Below are 16,831 nucleotides of genomic sequence, written 5' to 3'. Positions count from 1 at the left end.
GCGCTAGCTTTGGCATTCGATTTCATGAATGGATTTCATGATGCTGCTAACTCGATTGCCACCGTCGTCTCTACTGGAGTTCTGAAGCCTCAGCAGGCAGTGCTCTTTGCCGCTTTCTTTAATTTCCTTGCTATTTTCATTTTTCATCTTAGTGTTGCTGCTACCGTGGGCAAGGGAATTGTTCATCCAGCTGCCGTAGATTTGCATGTGATCTTTGGAGCCCTAGTGGGCGCCATCATCTGGAATGTAATTACTTGGTATTACGGCATTCCTTCTAGCTCTTCCCATGCATTGATTGGTGGACTGGTTGGAGCGGCTCTACCTAAGGCTGGTGTTGATGGCTTGGTATGGTCAGGAATTATCAAGACGGTTTCCTTCATCTTTATTTCGCCGCTGGTGGGATTCTTATTGGGCTCATTAACGATGTTGTTGGTAGCCTGGGTTTGTCGCAATGCCAACCTATCAAAAACAGATCGCTGGTTTAGGCGTTTACAGTTAGTGTCTGCAGGTGCTTATAGTTTGGGCCATGGTGGCAACGATGCCCAGAAGACTATCGGCATCATTTGGTTGCTGCTGATCATTACCGGCTACGCAGAGTCGAGTAACAGCATGCCACCTACCTGGACTATTATTTCTTGCTACGTTGCGATTGCAATGGGTACGATGTTTGGTGGTTGGCGCATTGTGAAAACCATGGGCCAGAAACTGACTAAGCTCAAACCTGTTGGCGGCTTTTGCGCTGAGACTGGTGGAGCAATCACTTTATTCATGGCAACTGCACTGGGGGTACCGGTATCTACTACCCACACAATTACTGGGGCTATTGTTGGCGTCGGCTCCACCCAGCGCGCAAGTGCAGTTCGCTGGGGAGTCGCTGGCAATATCGTTTGGGCCTGGATCTTCACCATTCCAGCCACTGCCGTGATGTCTATGGCGGTGTATTACATCAGCCTCCTCATTTTTTGAGTAACGATAACGAGCCTCTGAGCTCGTTTTAAGCAATTTTTTGCATGTGCGGTTAATCTAGCCGCTATTCCATTATTTGTAATAGAACTCAATAAACAATTGAGCCTCCCTTTAGTGGGAAGTTTTTCTTAGGAGAAGTCGGTGGTACTTACTGTAGAGACTGTGCAAGCTGCACTAAAAGGTCTGATTGACCCTAATACCCAAATTGATTTTGTAACATCGAAGAGTGTGAAAAATTTACGCGTTGATGGCGGTGATGTTAGTTTGGATATTGTTTTGGGTTATCCAGCAAAAAGTCAATTTGATGTGATTCGTAAATCGGTGATTGCCGTGCTCCGTGAATTACCTGATGTTAAAAATGTCAGCGTCAATGTGAGCAGTCAAATCGTTGCCCATTCTGTTCAGCGTGGCGTCAAACTATTGCCTAATGTAAAAAACATTATTGCTGTAGCCAGTGGCAAGGGTGGGGTCGGAAAGTCGACTACCGCCGTGAATATTGCTTTAGCTTTGGCCGCTGAAGGTGCGCAAGTAGGCATGTTGGATGCGGATATCTATGGACCAAGCCAGCCGATGATGTTGGGAATTACCGGTAGACCGGAATCTATTGAAGAAAACACCATGGAGCCAATGGAAGGTCATGGCCTCCAAGCGAGTTCGATCGGTTTTTTGATCGATAACGATGCCCCTATGGTTTGGCGCGGCCCTATGGTGACCTCTGCCTTAGAGCAACTACTGCGTCAAACCCGTTGGCGTGATCTCGATTATTTGATTGTAGATATGCCTCCTGGTACCGGTGATATTCAACTAACGCTTGCTCAAAAGGTGCCTGTTACAGGCGCGGTGATTGTGACTACCCCTCAAGACATTGCTTTGCTGGACGCGCGTAAGGGTCTGAAGATGTTTGAAAAGGTTGGCGTGCCGATTGTGGGCATCATCGAAAATATGAGTACGTATGTCTGTCCAAGTTGCGGTCATGAAGAGCATATATTCGGTACTGGTGGTGGCCAAAAGATGTGCCAAGAATATGACGTAGACTTTTTAGGTTCATTGCCCCTAAACTTATCGATACGCGAGCAGGCGGATGCGGGTCGCCCAACCTTAGTGGCAGATCCCGATGGCGCTATCAGCGAAATTTATAAAACGATTGCAAGACGAGTTGCCATCAAAGTGGCAGCGCTTTCTAAAGATATGAGTAATAAATTTCCGAACATTGTGGTTCAGAACACCTAAGGCCTTATGCGTTTTGCTGTGATCATGCGTAAGCAGTTTGTTGATAATCCGTGGATTTCATATCGGTGGGCGCCGCACGAGGTATTGCCGGATTTTGGGCAGTTCACTAATACAGCTAGTGTCGAGAACAAAATCATGGGGCAGTTTTTAGGGCGCGATGAACAAGGTGAATCTTGGCTCTTCACTGGTTATGAACTGAATCTTTTTCCAGATGAGGGTGAGGGCTATTACCTCAATCTTTCGGCTATTCAACCGTGTTGGTTTGTGATGTGGCGCTTAGAGGAGGATATTGAGCGCTATATCGATGTTCAGTCTATAGAGCTTGCTAAATCGGAGACGACGATTGCAGTCCCGCACCGCATTAGTGTCAGCTACAACGAAGCAGGGCGTTTATTAGATGGCGGTGAGTCAGTTGATAGCGTATCACTTTCTTCAGAGCATGCCTCTTGGTTGCAAGAGTATGTCAATGAGCATTACCGTCCTGAGCCCAAGAAGCGACATCGCCCTGAATCTTTCAAAGGCGCTAATCGTGGGGTAGAAGATTAATGGCTGGGGGATTTTTGGGCCGCTGGTCACGTCTGAAGGCTGGAGAGCAGTTAGAGCCTGAAAAAAAACCAGTCGAGCAGACCAAGCAAGCATTGGCAGCTAGCCCTGACGTGCAGCAATCTCCTGCAGATACTCCCCCGCCAGCAACTTTGGATGATGTAGAGAAGATAGATCGTTTTGCACCTGACTTCTCTGCCTTTATGAAACCAGATGTAGATCCAGCAGTTCAGCAAGCTGCCATGAAGAAGATGTTCTCGGACCCGCACTTCAACATCATGGATGGACTGGACATTTACATTGACGACTACTCCAAGCCTGACCCCATCCCATTGGAAATGCTCAAGCGGATGGTGCAATCGGACATGCTCAACATTTTCCGCAAGGATAGTGATGAGCAAGCCGATGATACAAAAACTGTTGCCAAGATAGCGCCTGAACCAGCAGAGCAGGCTTTATCCTTAAGTGCTCAGACTGATTTAACATCCACACCAACGACTATTCAGGAAGTAGGGGATAAAGACCTCTTGCCCGTCGATAAAAAAACCAGTTAAGAAGAAATCAATGAGTCAAAAATTAGTCTGCAATTGCAACGGAACCATGCCCTTGGATGCCAAGGCCTTGGGCCTCACCATGCACACTTCCTTATGTAGACAGGAAGTGGGTTCAGTGATTAAGGCATTTGATGGTAGCGATGCCATCGTGATTGCGTGCACTCAAGAGAGTGCTTTATTTAGTGAGCTGGCCGAGCAATCAGTCAAGCCTTTGGTTGCGCCATTGCGTTTCGTCAATATTCGTGAGGTCGCAGGTTGGACACAAGAAGCTAAAGCTTCCACCCCAAAGATTGCCGCACTCTTAGCTTTAGCTGAGATGCCGCAAGCAGAACCCGTGCCAGTCGTCAATTATGAAAGCCAAGGGCGCTTATTGATCGTTGGTCCTGGTAAGCAAGCTTTACCTTGGGCCGAAAGGCTGAGCGATTCTCTTGAAGTCTCTGTTTTATGTACCGAACCGGGTGCACTACCCATCGCCAGAAACTTTCCGATTTATACCGGTAGTCCTACTAAGTTAGATGGTTATCTAGGTAATTTCACTGTAGATTGGGATTTGCAAAACCCAATTGATCCAGAGATGTGTACCCGCTGCGGGGCCTGCGTTGAGGTTTGCCCTGAAGGTGCAATTGATGATGCCTTTCAGATTGATTTAGATAAATGCAAATCCCATCGCGCCTGTGTCACGGCTTGTGCTGGTATTGGTGCGATCAATTTTGATCGAGTTGAGCGTCAGCGCAGCGCTGATTTTGATTTGATTATGGATCTGCGGGTTGATCCGCAGATGCGTATGAGCCAGACACCAAAAGGCTACTTTGCTCCCGGAAATGATTCCTTAGAGCAAGCATTGGTTGCCACCCAACTATTAGGTTTAGTAGGCGAGTTTGAAAAGCCAAAGTACTTTGTCTATAACGAAAAGATTTGTGCGCATGGCCGTAATGGCAAAGTCGGTTGCAATGCTTGTATCGATGTTTGCTCTACAGGCGCTATATCTTCTGTGTTTAAGAATGGGCAGGGTACTGTAGAAGTCAATCCAAATTTGTGTATGGGTTGTGGAGCTTGCTCGACAGTCTGCCCATCGGGCGCAATGCGCTACAACTACCCAAGCGTGCCCCATCAAGGCAAAGAGATTAAAACTCTCGCCAATGTGTTTGCTCTCGAGAGCGCCAAGACTAAACAAGCGCAAGCACCTGTTTTGCTGTTGCATACACTTCAAGCTGGAAGCCAAGCTTTAGATTCTTTGGGGCGTTTGGCGCACTTGAGACCAAAGCAGTTTGAAGGATTGCCATCTTTTGTATTGCCCTATGGCATTGAGCATATTGCTTCTACCGGTTTGGATTTATGGCTGGGTGCGCTCAGCTATGGTTTTGGCGAAGTGATTCTATTGCTGACTGGAGATGAGGATCCTGCTTATCGCGCCGCACTAGAGACGCAAACCGATTTAGGGAACGCCATTTTGGCTGCTTATGGATTTGATGCCCGATTTTCATTAATACAGATCGACTCCCTAGGGGATCTGCAAGCAGTATCGTCTTCAATGGGCAGACTGCGTCAGCGCGGTGCTCTTCCAGCCATTTGTTCGCCTGCCAGTTTTGGTTTAGGCAATCAGAAGCGCGAAACAATAGAGATGGTGCTAGAGCATTTACAAAAGCAAGCCAAAACACCACTTCCAGTAGCTGGAGCAGCGTTGCCAAAGTCATCCTTCTTAGGCGGACTTAATATGAATAAGGATGCTTGCACGCTCTGTATGTCTTGTGTGGGTAGCTGCCCTGAGGGCGCGCTATTGGATAACCTGGATGAGCCGAAGCTTTCCTTTATTGAAAAGCACTGCGTTCAATGTGGCATCTGCGTTCAAACCTGCCCCGAGCAGGCCTTAGCACTATCGCCGCGCTTGCTTTCGGTGGAGCAGCGCAAGGAAAAGGTCGAGCTGAATGAAACAAAGCCTTTTCACTGTATTAGCTGTGGCAAGGTATTTGGAACCTCTAAGATGGTTGATTTGATGCTCTCCAAGTTAGGCGCTCATGGGGCGTTTGCTGGCGCTGCATTAGAGAGGCTCAAGATGTGTAGTGATTGTCGTGTGGTTGATATGGTGAATAAAGAACAATGAGCGAAAAGATACAAGAAGGTGCGGTAACCACAGTTGGTGATGAGGGCTTACCCGAGGAACTTGCTCGTGCAGACCTGTATGGTTTGATTGCTCGGCTCTTTCATCAACCGCCAGATCAGGAATTACTGAATCAAATTGCTTCCTCCATTCCGGATGGATAAGAGATTCAGGCGGAAGATGCTCCGCTGGCGAAGGTTTGGCATAGCGTAGTAGAGGTTGCCAAAAACAACCCCGCCAAGTCCTGGCGCGAGGAGTTTGACCTGAACTTCATTAGCGTAGGGCGACCCAACATTATCTTGAATGGGTCCTTTTACATGGCTGGCCACTTAAACGAGAAACCTTTAGTTGAGATCCGTCGATCTCTTGAGACTTTTGGCTTGGAATCTGCGGAAGAAGTTACAGAGACTGAGGACCATATTTCAGCCTTGTGTGAGGTCATGAGATACCTCATTGCAGGGGATGATGTGGAGATTTCAAACCTTACAAATCAAAGGGTTTTTTTCAATAGCCATATTCGCCCTTGGTATGACGAACTATGCGATGCAATAGAAGATATCCCAGAGATGCATCTCTACCATCCAGTAGCCGCCTTGACTCGGGAGTTTCTCGCGATTGAAGGGCAAAGCTTTGACATGATTTAAATGTCGTACTGCATTACGAAAAGACTAGGGTTTACCCCCCTAGATTCATATTTTTGTGACTCTAATATGTCAAAAATGCAATTACCAATTACACTTGATGGATATCAAATTTGCACTAAATAGGAGCATACGATGACCACCAAATCTACAGTCGCAGTAAACGAAGAAAACAAGCCTTCCCGCAGGAAGTTTTTTATCGGTGCGGGTACCGCTGTTGGTGCCGTAGCAATAGCCTCCCAAACGCCTATTGGTAAGGCAGTGATTCAAGAAATTGGCAGCACAGTGCAGGGTAAAGATGATGGCTATCAACTCACAGCGCATATTCGTAAGTATTACGAAACCACCATGCTTTAAATCAAGTTGTTTATTAAGTCATTTCCAAATAATTAAATAAAAATATTTCTCAGGGACAACATATGAGTCTGACTCGTAAATCCAATACCCCACAGAGCGGTCGCTCTACACCTGCATCACGCCTCATCGGTAGCTTGTCACGTGGACTTCAGTCTGCCGTGCCAACGATGGATCGCCGTACCTTCCTCAAGCGCTCTGGAGTGGGTGTTGGTGCTGGTATCGCGGCAAGCCAATTAACGCTGGTGCAAAAGGCTTCCGCTGAGCAAAGTAAGGCAATGCTAGACGGCAAGGGTAAGATCGAGGTTAAGAGAACAATCTGTACTCACTGCTCCGTAGGTTGCGCAACTGACGCTACCGTTGAGAATGGTGTTTGGGTTCGTCAAGACTCCGCTTTTGATTCCCCGATTAACTTGGGTGCTTACTGCGCTAAGGGCGCATCTTTGCGCGAGCATGGCCACGGCGATTTCCGTTTGCGTTACCCAATGAAGTTGGTTGATGGTAAATATCAACGCATTTCTTGGGATCAGGCTTTGACTGAAATCACTGCGCAGATGAAAGATTTGCGTAGCAAGTACAGTCCAGATTCACTCTTCTTTATTGGTTCTTCAAAGCACAATAACGAGCAAGCTTACTTAATGCGTAAGTGGGTTTCTTTCTTTGGAACCAACAACACAGACCATCAAGCGCGTATTTGTCACTCCACTACAGTTGCCGGTGTTGCTAACACTTGGGGCTATGGTGCGATGACCAATAGCTATAACGACATGATGAATGCTAAGGCAGCTTTGTACATTGGTTCTAACGCTGCAGAAGCGCACCCAGTATCAATGCTCAGCTTATTGCATGCAAAAGAAAATGGTTGCAAGGTGATCGTAGTTGATCCTCGCTATACCCGTACTGCAGCGAAGTCTGATCAGTACGTTCGTATTCGTTCTGGTTCAGATATTCCATTCTTGTTTGGTGTTCTGTATCACATCTTCAATAATGGCTGGGAAGACAAGAAGTACATCAATGACCGCGTATACGGCATGGATGAGATCCGTAAAGAAGTGATGGAAAAGTGGACTCCTAAGAATGTCGAAGAGGCATGTGGCGTCCCTGAGGCACAGGTTTACAAAGTGGCCGAGACTATGGCCAAAAACCGTCCAAGCACATTGGTTTGGTGTATGGGTCAAACACAGCACACCATTGGCAATGCCATGGTTCGTGCATCTTGTATTTTGCAATTGGCTTTGGGCAATATCGGTAAGTCCGGTGGTGGCGCAAATATTTTCCGCGGTCACGATAACGTTCAAGGTGCAACTGACGTTGGTCCTAATCCGGATTCATTGCCTGGTTACTATGGTCTTGCAGCAGGCTCATGGAAGCACTTTGCGACTGTATGGGGTGTGGACTACGAGTGGATTAAAGGTCGCTACGCTCCCGACATGATGGAGAAGTCCGGTACTACGGTTTCTCGTTGGGTTGATGCGGTGCTTGAGAAGAATGACATGATTGATCAGCAGACCAATGTGAAAGGTTTGTTCTTCTGGGGTCATGCACCGAACTCACAAACACGCGGTTTGGACATGAAGCGTGCGATGGACAAATTGGATTTATTGGTAGTGGTTGATCCTTATCCAAGTGCGACTGCGGCAATGGCAGCAATGCCTCCTGCTGAAGGCCAGTCCATAAACAAAAATCGTAATGTGTACTTATTACCAGCGACAACTCAGTTCGAGACAACGGGTTCAGCTACTGCCTCAAACCGCTCATTACAGTGGCGCGAGAAAGTCATTGATCCATTGTTTGAGTCTGTTCCTGACCACGTGATCATGCAAGCATTTGCAGATCGCCTTGGCTTTGGAGAAGAGCTCTCCAAGAACTACAAGATGCTCAATTCCAAATTTGCTGGTAAGCAATGGAAAGAGCCGCAGATCGAAGATATCTTGCGTGAGATCAACCGTTCAGTTTGGACAATTGGTTACACCGGTCAAACTCCTGAGCGCTTAAAAGCGCATATGAGAATGGCAGGCACTTTTGATCCGAAGACATTGAAGTCACGTGGCGGCGTTGATCCAGTAAGTGGTTACGACACCACGGGTGATTATTACGGTTTGCCTTGGCCTTGCTATGGCACTGCCGCGATTAAGCATCCAGGATCACCAAACCTCTATGACACTAGTAAGAGTGTGATGGAAGGTGGCGGTAATTTCCGCGCAAACTTTGGTGTGGAAAAAGATGGCAAGAATTTGTTGGCCGAGGATGGTTCCTACTCTAAGGGTTCAGCGATTACCACTGGTTACCCCGAGTTTGATCATGTGCTAGTGAAGAAGCTCGGCTGGTGGAATCAGTTAACTGAAGAAGAACAAAAGCTTGCAGATGGTAAGAACTGGAAGACTGACCTCTCTGGTGGTATTCAGCGCGTGGTCATGAAAAACGGTTGCCATCCATTTGGTAATGCGAAAGCACGTGCAGTGGTGTGGAACTTCCCAGATGCCATTCCAACTCACCGCGAGGCCCTCTACAGTACCAATGAGCCAATGATGCGTAAGTACCCAACATCTGCGGATAAGAAGAATTTCTGGCGCTTGCCAACTCTGTACAAAACGCTACAAGACAAGAACTTGAGCGACAAGCTCTATGAAAAGTTCCCAATCATTCTGACTTCTGGTCGTTTGGTTGAGTACGAGGGTGGAGGAGATGAAACGCGTTCCAACCCATGGTTGGCTGAGTTGCAGCAAGAGAACTTTGTGGAGATCAATCCTAAAGCTGCAGAAGCTCGCGGCATTAAGAATTGGGACTACGTATGGGTTAAGTCTCCAACGGGTGCCAAGATCAAAGTACGCGCAATGGTTACTGAGCGGGTTGACCAAGACACAGCCTTTGTACCATTCCACTTTGCTGGCTGGTGGCAGGGTAACGACTTGCGCAAATATTACCCAGAGGGCGCTGCCCCGGTAGTTTTAGGTGAAGCGGTGAATACTGCTACGACCTATGGCTACGATCAGGTAACGATGATGCAAGAAACTAAAACCACCATGTGCCAAATCGAAAAATTTGCCTAAGTTAAAAAATAAAGTCAGGAGAACACAATGGCAAGAATGAAATTTATATGTGATACAGAACGATGCATTGAGTGCAATGGCTGTGTTACTGCTTGTAAGAACGACAACGAAGTGCCTTGGGGTATTACTCGTCGCCGTGTTGTGACAGTCAACGATGGCATCGTCGGCAAAGAAAAGTCTATTTCAGTCGCATGTATGCACTGTTCAGATGCGCCTTGTATGGCTGTCTGTCCAGTGGATTGCTTCTACCGTACCGATGAAGGTGTGGTTTTGCATGACAAAGATATTTGCATCGGCTGTGGATACTGTTCCTTCGCCTGCCCATTTGGTGCGCCTCAGTTCTTGAGCAAGGGTGCCTTCGGTGTCCGCAGCAAAATGGACAAGTGCACATTCTGTAGCGGCGGCCCAGAAGTGAACGGTAGCGTTGCTGAGTTTGAAAAATATGGCCGTAACCGCTTAGCTGAAGGTAAGTTGCCCTTATGTGCTGAGATGTGTTCTACAAAAGCATTGATTGGTGGAGATGGCGATGTGATTTCTAGTATTTACGCCAAACGTGTTTCAGTGCGCGAAGCCAATGGCAGGTATCCAAGCAACGATATCTTCGGTTGGTCGACTGCTTATGGTCCTGCAGGCTCACCATCTCCAGCCCCAACACCAGCTGCCAAAATTCCAGGAGCGAAATCATGAAATTGAATTTCAAAATTCTCGCCATGAGTCTGGCGGCAGGTACTCTGTTATCCGCTTGTTCTGAACCGCCTGAAGTTGCAGCTTATGCAGCTAAGCGTCCGGATGTAGCGCCATACATGGGTGCTGACAATGGGTTTATGACTAAAGGATGGAAGCCTGGAGAGCAAGCCAGTTGGACGGAAGCGATTAACAAGCGCAATCAGGGTCAATCTGAATATTCACGCGCTAAGTGATCAGTTAAACAACAATAAATAAAACGAAAACGTTTAAGGATATTTGTATGAATCGATCATTTATTAGTGTCAGTCGCTCCTGGGCTTTAGCTCTTGGTGTCTCGCTAAGTCTTTTAAGTGGTGTTGTCTTGGCCGAACGCGCAGCAATGCCGCCTCTACCTAGCCCAAGCGGAATTGATTATCCAAAGAATCTCAATGAGATTCCAAAAGGCACTCAAGCGCAATCACAACCCGCAAATACGGCACCTAAAGAAGGTGCAATTTGGGATACTGCAAATAGCGATCCCTATAACTATGTCAGCATTCCTGATAAAGAAGCAAGCGTATTAATTCAACGTGCTGGTCAACAGTGGCGTTTGATTCGTAATGGTGTCATCACTGTTTACGGCGCCTGGATTCTAGCGATTGCTTTCTTTGGTATTGCTGCCCTGTTCTTGGTCAAGGGTCCAATCAAGCTTCATGCTCCGATGTCGGGACAAAAAATCAAGCGCTTCAATGGTTTTGAGCGCCTCACCCACTGGGTAATGGCTGCCAGCTTTATCGGCCTTGCTACAACTGGCATGTTGATTTTGTGGGGTAAGTACTTTGTAATGCCCTTAATGGGTGGTGCGGCTTACGGATCATTCTTGATGATTTGTAAGAATATCCATAACTACTCTGGACCATTGTTCACTTTGAGCGTTGTGATCTTCTTCTTGCTGTTTGCCACTCGCAATATCCCAGGGAAGGGTGACCTTAACTGGTTGATGACGCTTGGCGGCGCGCTGACTGGCAAGCATCCACCTGCAGGGTTCTTCAATATGGGTGAAAAAATCTGGTTCTGGTTTGGTATGGTTGTATTAGGCTTAACGATCTCAGCTTCAGGATTCGTGCTCGATATGATCGTACCGTTCATGGAGGTACAGTATCTTCGTGGCACCATGCAGCTGGCGAATATCGTTCATAGCTCTGCCTCTATTTTGATGACTGCGATGGCAATGGGTCACATCTACATTGGTTCTATCGGTATGCAAGGCTCCTCAGACGGCATGATGACTGGCTATGTTGATGCTACCTGGGCTAAGGAGCACCATGAGCTCTGGTACGACAAAGTTAATAAATAAGGACATGGCCATGAAAAAAATCATCGCTCTCACACTCTGTTCATTCGCAAGCGTAGCTGCATTTGCTGCTTTGCCTCCGTTGACGCCTGAAGCTCAAGAGGCTGCAGCTTTGGCAAAAGCAAAGTCTGCCTACGGCGATAGAATGGGTGCATTCCAGCTATGCCAAGCTCAAAATAAGGTAGCTGATCGCTTTAGGGTTTCTGGAACTCCGGCTCCAGCAGCTTGTGTGGCTCCTCCACCTTTTGTCGCTCCTGTGGCTGCAGCACCAGCAGTAAAGTAATCAGTCGACGAGCAACTCTTGATGTAAGTAGCGTTTAGCTGCTTGTGTCTGGGGATCGGCAAAGAAGGGACCTACGGGTCCCTTTTCTTTTATTTGGCCCTGATCAATGAAGATGATGTACTCCGCGATTCTTTGTACTTGTGCAAGTTGGTGGGATGTGAAGAAGACGTCAGAGCCTCGAGACTTCAATTGACGAATGAGCTCTTCGACTTGTTCTGTGGTGTTCGGATCTAGATTAGCCGTAGGTTCATCTAGTAATATCAAGTTGGGTTTTTGCAAAATAGCCCGGCCCAAGCAAAGCTTTTGTTTTTCACCTGCCGAGAGTTTGTGCGCAGGACTGTTGGCAAGATGACTTAGTCCGATCTGCTCGATCACCAAATCAATCGCAATAGAATCAATTGAGGGGTCTGCGTCTTTCACCATCGCAACATTAGTTCGTGCTGAGGCTTTAATCATTGGCGTATGGTGCAATACCAAGGATGATTTGATGGAGCCGCTTGAATGGGTAACGGTGCCTGAGTCTGGTTTGATTAAGCCATCAATTAATTTGAGGAAAGTCGTTTTACCAGCGCCATTGGGCCCAATGCAAGCGCAAATTCGATCTGCAGGAATAACCGCATGAGGGATATCCAAGATGATGCGTCCATTACTGTTGACAATGACGCCTTTGAACTCAATAAATTGCTTGAATTGTTCAGAATGATTAACCATAGCGACGCTCCGCAATTTGGCGAACTGCAAATGTAAAGAGATTTGCCATCAAAACAATACCTAGTAAAACAATGCCTAAGGCAAGCGCCAATGGGAGATCACCTTTACTAGTTTCCAGAGCAATGGCTGTTGTCATGGTGCGAGTGGATTGATCAATATTGCCACCAACAATCATGACGGCGCCCACTTCGGATATTGCCCTGGCAAGTCCAGCAAGGATGGCAATCGTGAGGGAGAAACGGCAGTCCCAAAGAAGCCATTTCAGGGCGTAAAGCCTGGGTAGGCGAAGTACCATAAAGGAATCTCGATGAATTCTCCAAGAATCCTCTAAGATTTGGCGGCTCAGGGCGGCAATTAGGGGGGTTGTGAGCAGTGTTTGGGCTAGGATCATGCCCTTGGGTGTGAAAAGCCAGCCCCACACCCCTAAAGGCCCTGTCCTTGATAGCAGTAGATACACAATGACGCCAATAATCACGGTTGGGACGCCCATGAGGGTATTTAAGAGGAGTGTAATTGTTTGTTTGCCCTTAAATTCCTCTGTAGCTAACAGAGCGCCAATGGGTAGTCCTAGAATGCTGCCGAGGAGTAAAGCGCTCAAGCTGACCTGAAGTGAGACCAGCACAATGCCGATCACACCAGCATCTAAATGCAAAAGTAGTCCAAAAGCTTCCTGAAAGGTCATCAACATGGGCTAGATTCTAGCAAGGGGATGGCAAAATGGTATGAATGCAATTAATTTCTCTTTTCTGAACTCATGGCTGAAGTCATTTGCCTCTGCAATGAGGTTCTCGATGTTGATCTTCGTGAATATCTCGATGGGCATCCGATCGATTCGATTGATGACTTACGTGATCAGGCCTCTATTTGTAATAAGTGCATGCAGTGCCAAGATTTAGTTGAGGGTGAAATCTATTTAGCGCGTGTACGACGGCAGCGTGCTGCAGGACAGTTTTGATGACACAAGTGCTGGGTCGCTTTAGCATCATGACTATGAATGTCCACAAGGGGCTATCACCCTTGCACAGAAAATCTACTATTTATGAGTTGCGCCAAAAAATGCGTAGCCACCATCCAGACTTACTATTTTTGCAAGAGCTTCAGCAAGAGCATCGTGGGCGGATCAGGAGGTTTAGCCATTGGCCACTAACAGAGCTCACCCATTTTTTATCCGAAGACTTTTGGCATGATTGGCATTACGGTAAAAATGTTGAGTATCCAGATGGCCATCATGGCAACGCCATTCTCTCAAAGAGACCATTGCACAAGGGTGAAAACTACGATATTTCAGCCTATCGATTCGAGAGGCGAGGCTTGCTGCATAGTGTTACTCAGTTAGAAGGCAATGAAACGCCGATCCATTGTTTTTGTGTACATCTTGCTTTATTTGAAAGAGGGCGAGAGCGTCAATTGGATGAAATTATTCATTACATTGATTCGCTGGCAGAGGGTGGCCCAACCATTGTGGCGGGCGACTTTAACGATTGGCGTAATCGTGTTAGCGCCCCGATGCGTGCCGCTGGTTTTCAGGAGGTTTTTGAAGTGCTGACAGGCGCTCCTGCAAAAACCTTTCCCAGTGTGAAGCCCATGCTTCCCATGGACCGAATTTATGTGCGAGGTTTGAAAATTCACTCAGCAGCAGTTTTGCATGAGTGGTTGAAGCTATCTGATCATTTGGGTATTACTGCTGAACTGGAAATCATATGAGCATATTAAATTTTCTATTGGGCTCTATTTTTGGGTTCTCCTTAATTTGGGTCCCCATAGTTCATGCAGTCATTGTGATTCTATTTGGATTTAGATTAATTTCTGTGAGAAGGCCAGTTGGTGTTGCGTTTGCTTGGTTTTTGATTGTGGTGTTGTTTCCGCTTTTGGGTATCAGTCTCTACATCTTGATTGGTGAGCGCCCTGTAGGTCGCAAGCTGACGAGAAAAATTATTCGGATGGATAAAGAATATGCGGCCATCACGGCAGAGATGCGTAAGCACTATCAGGCCGATAAGCTACAACTACCAATCGAGGGTAGGGCTCTGAGCTTATTAGCGGAATCCAAAAATGGATCCCCTGTGATTGCTGGCAACAAGATAGAGTTATTTACGAACTCATTAGAGATACTGCAGCATTTCATTGACGAAATTAATCAGGCAAAAAAATCACTGCATTTAGAGTTTTATATCTGGGCCTTGGGTGGCGATGCCGATCGCGTTGGTGAGGCCTTAATTGCAGCAGCTAAACGCGGCGTGACTTGTAAGGTGTTATTGGATTCATTAGGCAGTAAAGACTGGTTTAAATCCAGCTGGCCTAATCGTTTCAGAAATGCTGGCATTCAAGTAACTGAGGCATTACCAATTCAAATTGGACGATTCCAATTTCGCCGTGCGGATCTCAGACTACATCGCAAAATATTTGTGATCGATAACACCGTCGTTTGGACCGGCAGTATGAATATGGTCGATCCGCGCAGTTTTAAGCAAGACTCCGGTGTGGGTGAGTGGGTGGATGCAATGGTCAGAATTGAAGGTCCGGTCGCATCTCAGTTTGAGCTGACATTCTCTTTTGATTGGAGTGTTGACAACCCGAAGATTACCCACTTTAAAGCTGCGGCGCCCACTCCTATTCCGATGGATGGACGAGTGCTTGCCCAAGAGTTTTCTTCTGGTCCGGTGTATCGCGATGACATCTTGTATCAGGTACTGCTCTCCGCCATTATGGACGCACGTAAAGAGCTCACAATTACTACGCCTTACTTTGGTCCAGATGATGGCTTGATTCAGGCGTTAATGGCAGCAGCCGGTCGCGGTGTGAAGGTCACTTTAATTGTTCCTAAATTGAACGATTCAGCGCTAGTCGCTTGGAGTAGCCATAGCCTTTATGCTGACCTGATGGATGCGGGTATTCATATCGCTGAATTTCATGGTGGTTTATTGCACACCAAGAGTTTGCTAATAGACAAGCAAGTGGCGATTTTTGGATCAGTGAATTTTGATCAGCGCAGCTTACGCCTTAATTTTGAAATCAGCTTAATTGTCTACAACGATGCGTTTTGCGCAAAACTCGAGACCCTGATTGAGTCCTACCTGGACCAATCTGATTTAGTTGATCCGGTAAGTTGGGCTAAGCGACCACGTTGGCGTGTTTTGCTGGAGAACGCGGCACACTTAGCTTCACCTCTACTTTAAATCGCCCCTTGGCTGCGCATTGCCTCAATCTCGCTTACGGCAATACCAAGCTCAGAGAGGATTGCTGCGGTATGCTGCCCAACAGCAGGAATGTCATCCATACGGTAGTCGAAGCTATTATTGCTGCCAGGCGGAAGCAGTGCTGGAATAGGGCCTACTGGTGATCCAACTTGCACCCAACGATCGCGTGCTTTGAGTTGATCGTGATTCCATAAACCCTGCATATCGTTTAGTCGGGCATTGGCGATTTGCGCTTGATCCAGCTTTGCTATGACCTGCTCGGTACTGAGTTTGCTAAAACACGCATCAATAATGGAAAGTAAATCATCGCGCTTTTCATTGCGTTTGAAGTTTTTATCAAAGCGCTCATCTTTGGCGAGGGCTTGATTCTCAAGTACCACTTCACAGAATAAAACCCACTCACGATCGTTTTGTAAGCCCAGCATGATGGTGCCGCCATCGCCAGCCTTAAACGGCCCATAAGGATAGATCGTGGCATGGGAGGCGCCATTACGAGGAGGGGGTGTTGCACCCTCATAGGCATAGTAGAGTGGATAACTCATCCATTCACCCAAAGACTCGAGCATAGAAACATCAATCGTAGATCCCTTGCCAGTCTTACCCCGTTGCAATAGAGCTGCCAGTACATTGGTGTACGCATACATGCCTGCGGCAATATCGGCAATTGAGTTACCTGCTTTACTAGGGGTCTCTGGGGTGCCGGTAACGGATAAGAACCCAGCTTCACTTTGAATTAATAGGTCATAGGCCTTTTTGTCGCGATAAGGGCCGTTATTTCCGTAACCTGAGATGTCGCACAAAATCAAACCAGGATTATCTTTTTGCAAGAGTTCTGCAGTCAATCCCATACGTGCTGCTGCACCAGGCGCCAGGTTTTGTACCAGTACGTCTGCTGTTTTGAGAAGCATCTTCAGCGCTGCTAGCGCAGATTCTTGCTTGAGGTCTAAGGTTAAGCTTTCTTTGGAGCGATTGACCCAAGTGAAGTGAGAGGACATGCCATTGACGCGCTCATCATAGGCGCGGGCAAAGTCCCCGGCACCGGGCCTTTCTACCTTGATAACGCGCGCACCTAAATCGGCTAATTGGCGCGTGCAAAAAGGAGCGGCAATAGCATGCTCTAGGGAAACTACTGTGATGCCATCCAAAGGACGAATACTCATGTCATTACTTATCTAAAAAAACTG

At 47.2% G+C, this 16,831-nt stretch carries 19 protein-coding genes; 16 read left to right on the top strand and 3 right to left on the bottom strand.

Translation table 11 applies throughout. The features are described 5' to 3' along the window. Positions 1–24: 24 nt before the first annotated feature. From FD967_RS06680 to FD967_RS06625, 13 genes are all read left to right on the top strand, one after another. Complete coding sequence (locus FD967_RS06680) at positions 25–966, top strand: anion permease (RefSeq protein ID WP_371817890.1); 942 nt, start codon at positions 25–27, stop codon at positions 964–966. 141 nt (positions 967–1,107) lie between these two features. Further along, positions 1,108–2,196: an iron-sulfur cluster carrier protein ApbC gene (gene apbC, locus FD967_RS06675; RefSeq protein ID WP_215325199.1), complete on the top strand. Its 1,089-nt coding sequence runs from the start codon at positions 1,108–1,110 to the stop codon at positions 2,194–2,196. A gap of 6 nt (positions 2,197–2,202) precedes the next feature. Further along, complete coding sequence (locus tag FD967_RS06670) at positions 2,203–2,742, top strand: DUF3305 domain-containing protein (protein WP_215325198.1); 540 nt, start codon at positions 2,203–2,205, stop codon at positions 2,740–2,742. After that, complete coding sequence (locus FD967_RS06665) at positions 2,742–3,293, top strand: DUF3306 domain-containing protein (protein ID WP_215325197.1); 552 nt, start codon at positions 2,742–2,744, stop codon at positions 3,291–3,293. The genes FD967_RS06670 and FD967_RS06665 overlap by 1 nt, the downstream gene beginning before the upstream one ends. A gap of 10 nt (positions 3,294–3,303) precedes the next feature. Then, positions 3,304–5,394, top strand: a complete 2,091-nt coding sequence (locus FD967_RS06660; protein WP_215325196.1) for a 4Fe-4S dicluster domain-containing protein — start codon at positions 3,304–3,306, stop codon at positions 5,392–5,394. After that, positions 5,391–5,555: a hypothetical protein gene (locus FD967_RS10785; protein WP_251368995.1), complete on the top strand. Its 165-nt coding sequence runs from the start codon at positions 5,391–5,393 to the stop codon at positions 5,553–5,555. Before FD967_RS06660 ends, FD967_RS10785 begins: the two co-directional genes overlap by 4 nt. A gap of 3 nt (positions 5,556–5,558) precedes the next feature. Then, positions 5,559–6,035, top strand: a complete 477-nt coding sequence (locus tag FD967_RS06655) for a molecular chaperone (protein WP_256441882.1) — start codon at positions 5,559–5,561, stop codon at positions 6,033–6,035. A gap of 132 nt (positions 6,036–6,167) precedes the next feature. Next, entirely contained in the window at positions 6,168–6,389 is a 222-nt protein-coding gene (locus FD967_RS06650) for a formate dehydrogenase (RefSeq protein WP_215325195.1), read from the top strand. 62 nt (positions 6,390–6,451) lie between these two features. After that, positions 6,452–9,436 (top strand): formate dehydrogenase subunit alpha, encoded by a 2,985-nt coding sequence (locus tag FD967_RS06645; RefSeq protein WP_215325194.1) that lies wholly within the window; start codon positions 6,452–6,454, stop codon positions 9,434–9,436. 27 nt (positions 9,437–9,463) lie between these two features. Beyond that, on the top strand, positions 9,464–10,123 hold the full coding sequence (fdh3B, locus tag FD967_RS06640; protein WP_215325193.1) for a formate dehydrogenase FDH3 subunit beta: 660 nt from the start codon (positions 9,464–9,466) through the stop codon (positions 10,121–10,123). Next, positions 10,120–10,356: a hypothetical protein gene (locus tag FD967_RS06635; RefSeq protein WP_215325192.1), complete on the top strand. Its 237-nt coding sequence runs from the start codon at positions 10,120–10,122 to the stop codon at positions 10,354–10,356. Before fdh3B ends, FD967_RS06635 begins: the two co-directional genes overlap by 4 nt. Before the next feature lie 47 nt (positions 10,357–10,403). After that, entirely contained in the window at positions 10,404–11,459 is a 1,056-nt protein-coding gene (locus tag FD967_RS06630) for a formate dehydrogenase subunit gamma (protein WP_215325190.1), read from the top strand. Between the two features lie 10 nt (positions 11,460–11,469). Further along, entirely contained in the window at positions 11,470–11,739 is a 270-nt protein-coding gene (locus FD967_RS06625) for a hypothetical protein (protein WP_215325188.1), read from the top strand. Here the strand turns inward: FD967_RS06625 and FD967_RS06620 are convergent, their stop codons facing one another. Continuing rightward, positions 11,740–12,450: an ATP-binding cassette domain-containing protein gene (locus tag FD967_RS06620; protein WP_215325187.1), complete on the bottom strand. Its 711-nt coding sequence runs from the start codon at positions 12,448–12,450 to the stop codon at positions 11,740–11,742. It abuts the gene before it with no gap. After that, complete coding sequence (locus FD967_RS06615) at positions 12,443–13,138, bottom strand: ABC transporter permease (protein ID WP_215325186.1); 696 nt, start codon at positions 13,136–13,138, stop codon at positions 12,443–12,445. Before FD967_RS06615 ends, FD967_RS06620 begins: the two co-directional genes overlap by 8 nt. Positions 13,139–13,204: 66 nt before the next feature. Here FD967_RS06615 and FD967_RS06610 point away from each other — a divergent pair, with 66 nt between their 5' ends. From FD967_RS06610 to cls, 3 genes are read left to right on the top strand one after another with little or no spacing between them, the layout of a single operon-like run. Beyond that, entirely contained in the window at positions 13,205–13,405 is a 201-nt protein-coding gene (locus FD967_RS06610) for a hypothetical protein (RefSeq protein WP_215325185.1), read from the top strand. Next, the gene (locus FD967_RS06605) at positions 13,405–14,154 is read left to right on the top strand and encodes an endonuclease/exonuclease/phosphatase family protein (protein WP_215325184.1); all 750 of its coding nucleotides are present in this window, start codon (positions 13,405–13,407) and stop codon (positions 14,152–14,154) included. The genes FD967_RS06610 and FD967_RS06605 overlap by 1 nt, the downstream gene beginning before the upstream one ends. Further along, positions 14,151–15,626, top strand: a complete 1,476-nt coding sequence (gene cls / locus FD967_RS06600) for a cardiolipin synthase (RefSeq protein ID WP_215325183.1) — start codon at positions 14,151–14,153, stop codon at positions 15,624–15,626. The genes FD967_RS06605 and cls overlap by 4 nt, the downstream gene beginning before the upstream one ends. Here the strand turns inward: cls and FD967_RS06595 are convergent. Then, positions 15,623–16,807, bottom strand: coding sequence for a CaiB/BaiF CoA-transferase family protein (locus FD967_RS06595; RefSeq protein WP_215325182.1), 1,185 nt, complete (start codon positions 16,805–16,807; stop codon positions 15,623–15,625). The genes cls and FD967_RS06595 overlap by 4 nt on opposite strands. Positions 16,808–16,831: the final 24 nt, after the last annotated feature.

It is taken from the genome of Polynucleobacter sp. JS-Mosq-20-D10, assembly GCF_018687755.1.
GTDB lineage: Bacteria > Pseudomonadota > Gammaproteobacteria > Burkholderiales > Burkholderiaceae > Polynucleobacter.
The sequence above is the reverse complement of the archived record's forward strand: the minus strand, read 5'-3'. Positions and strand labels throughout refer to the sequence as shown.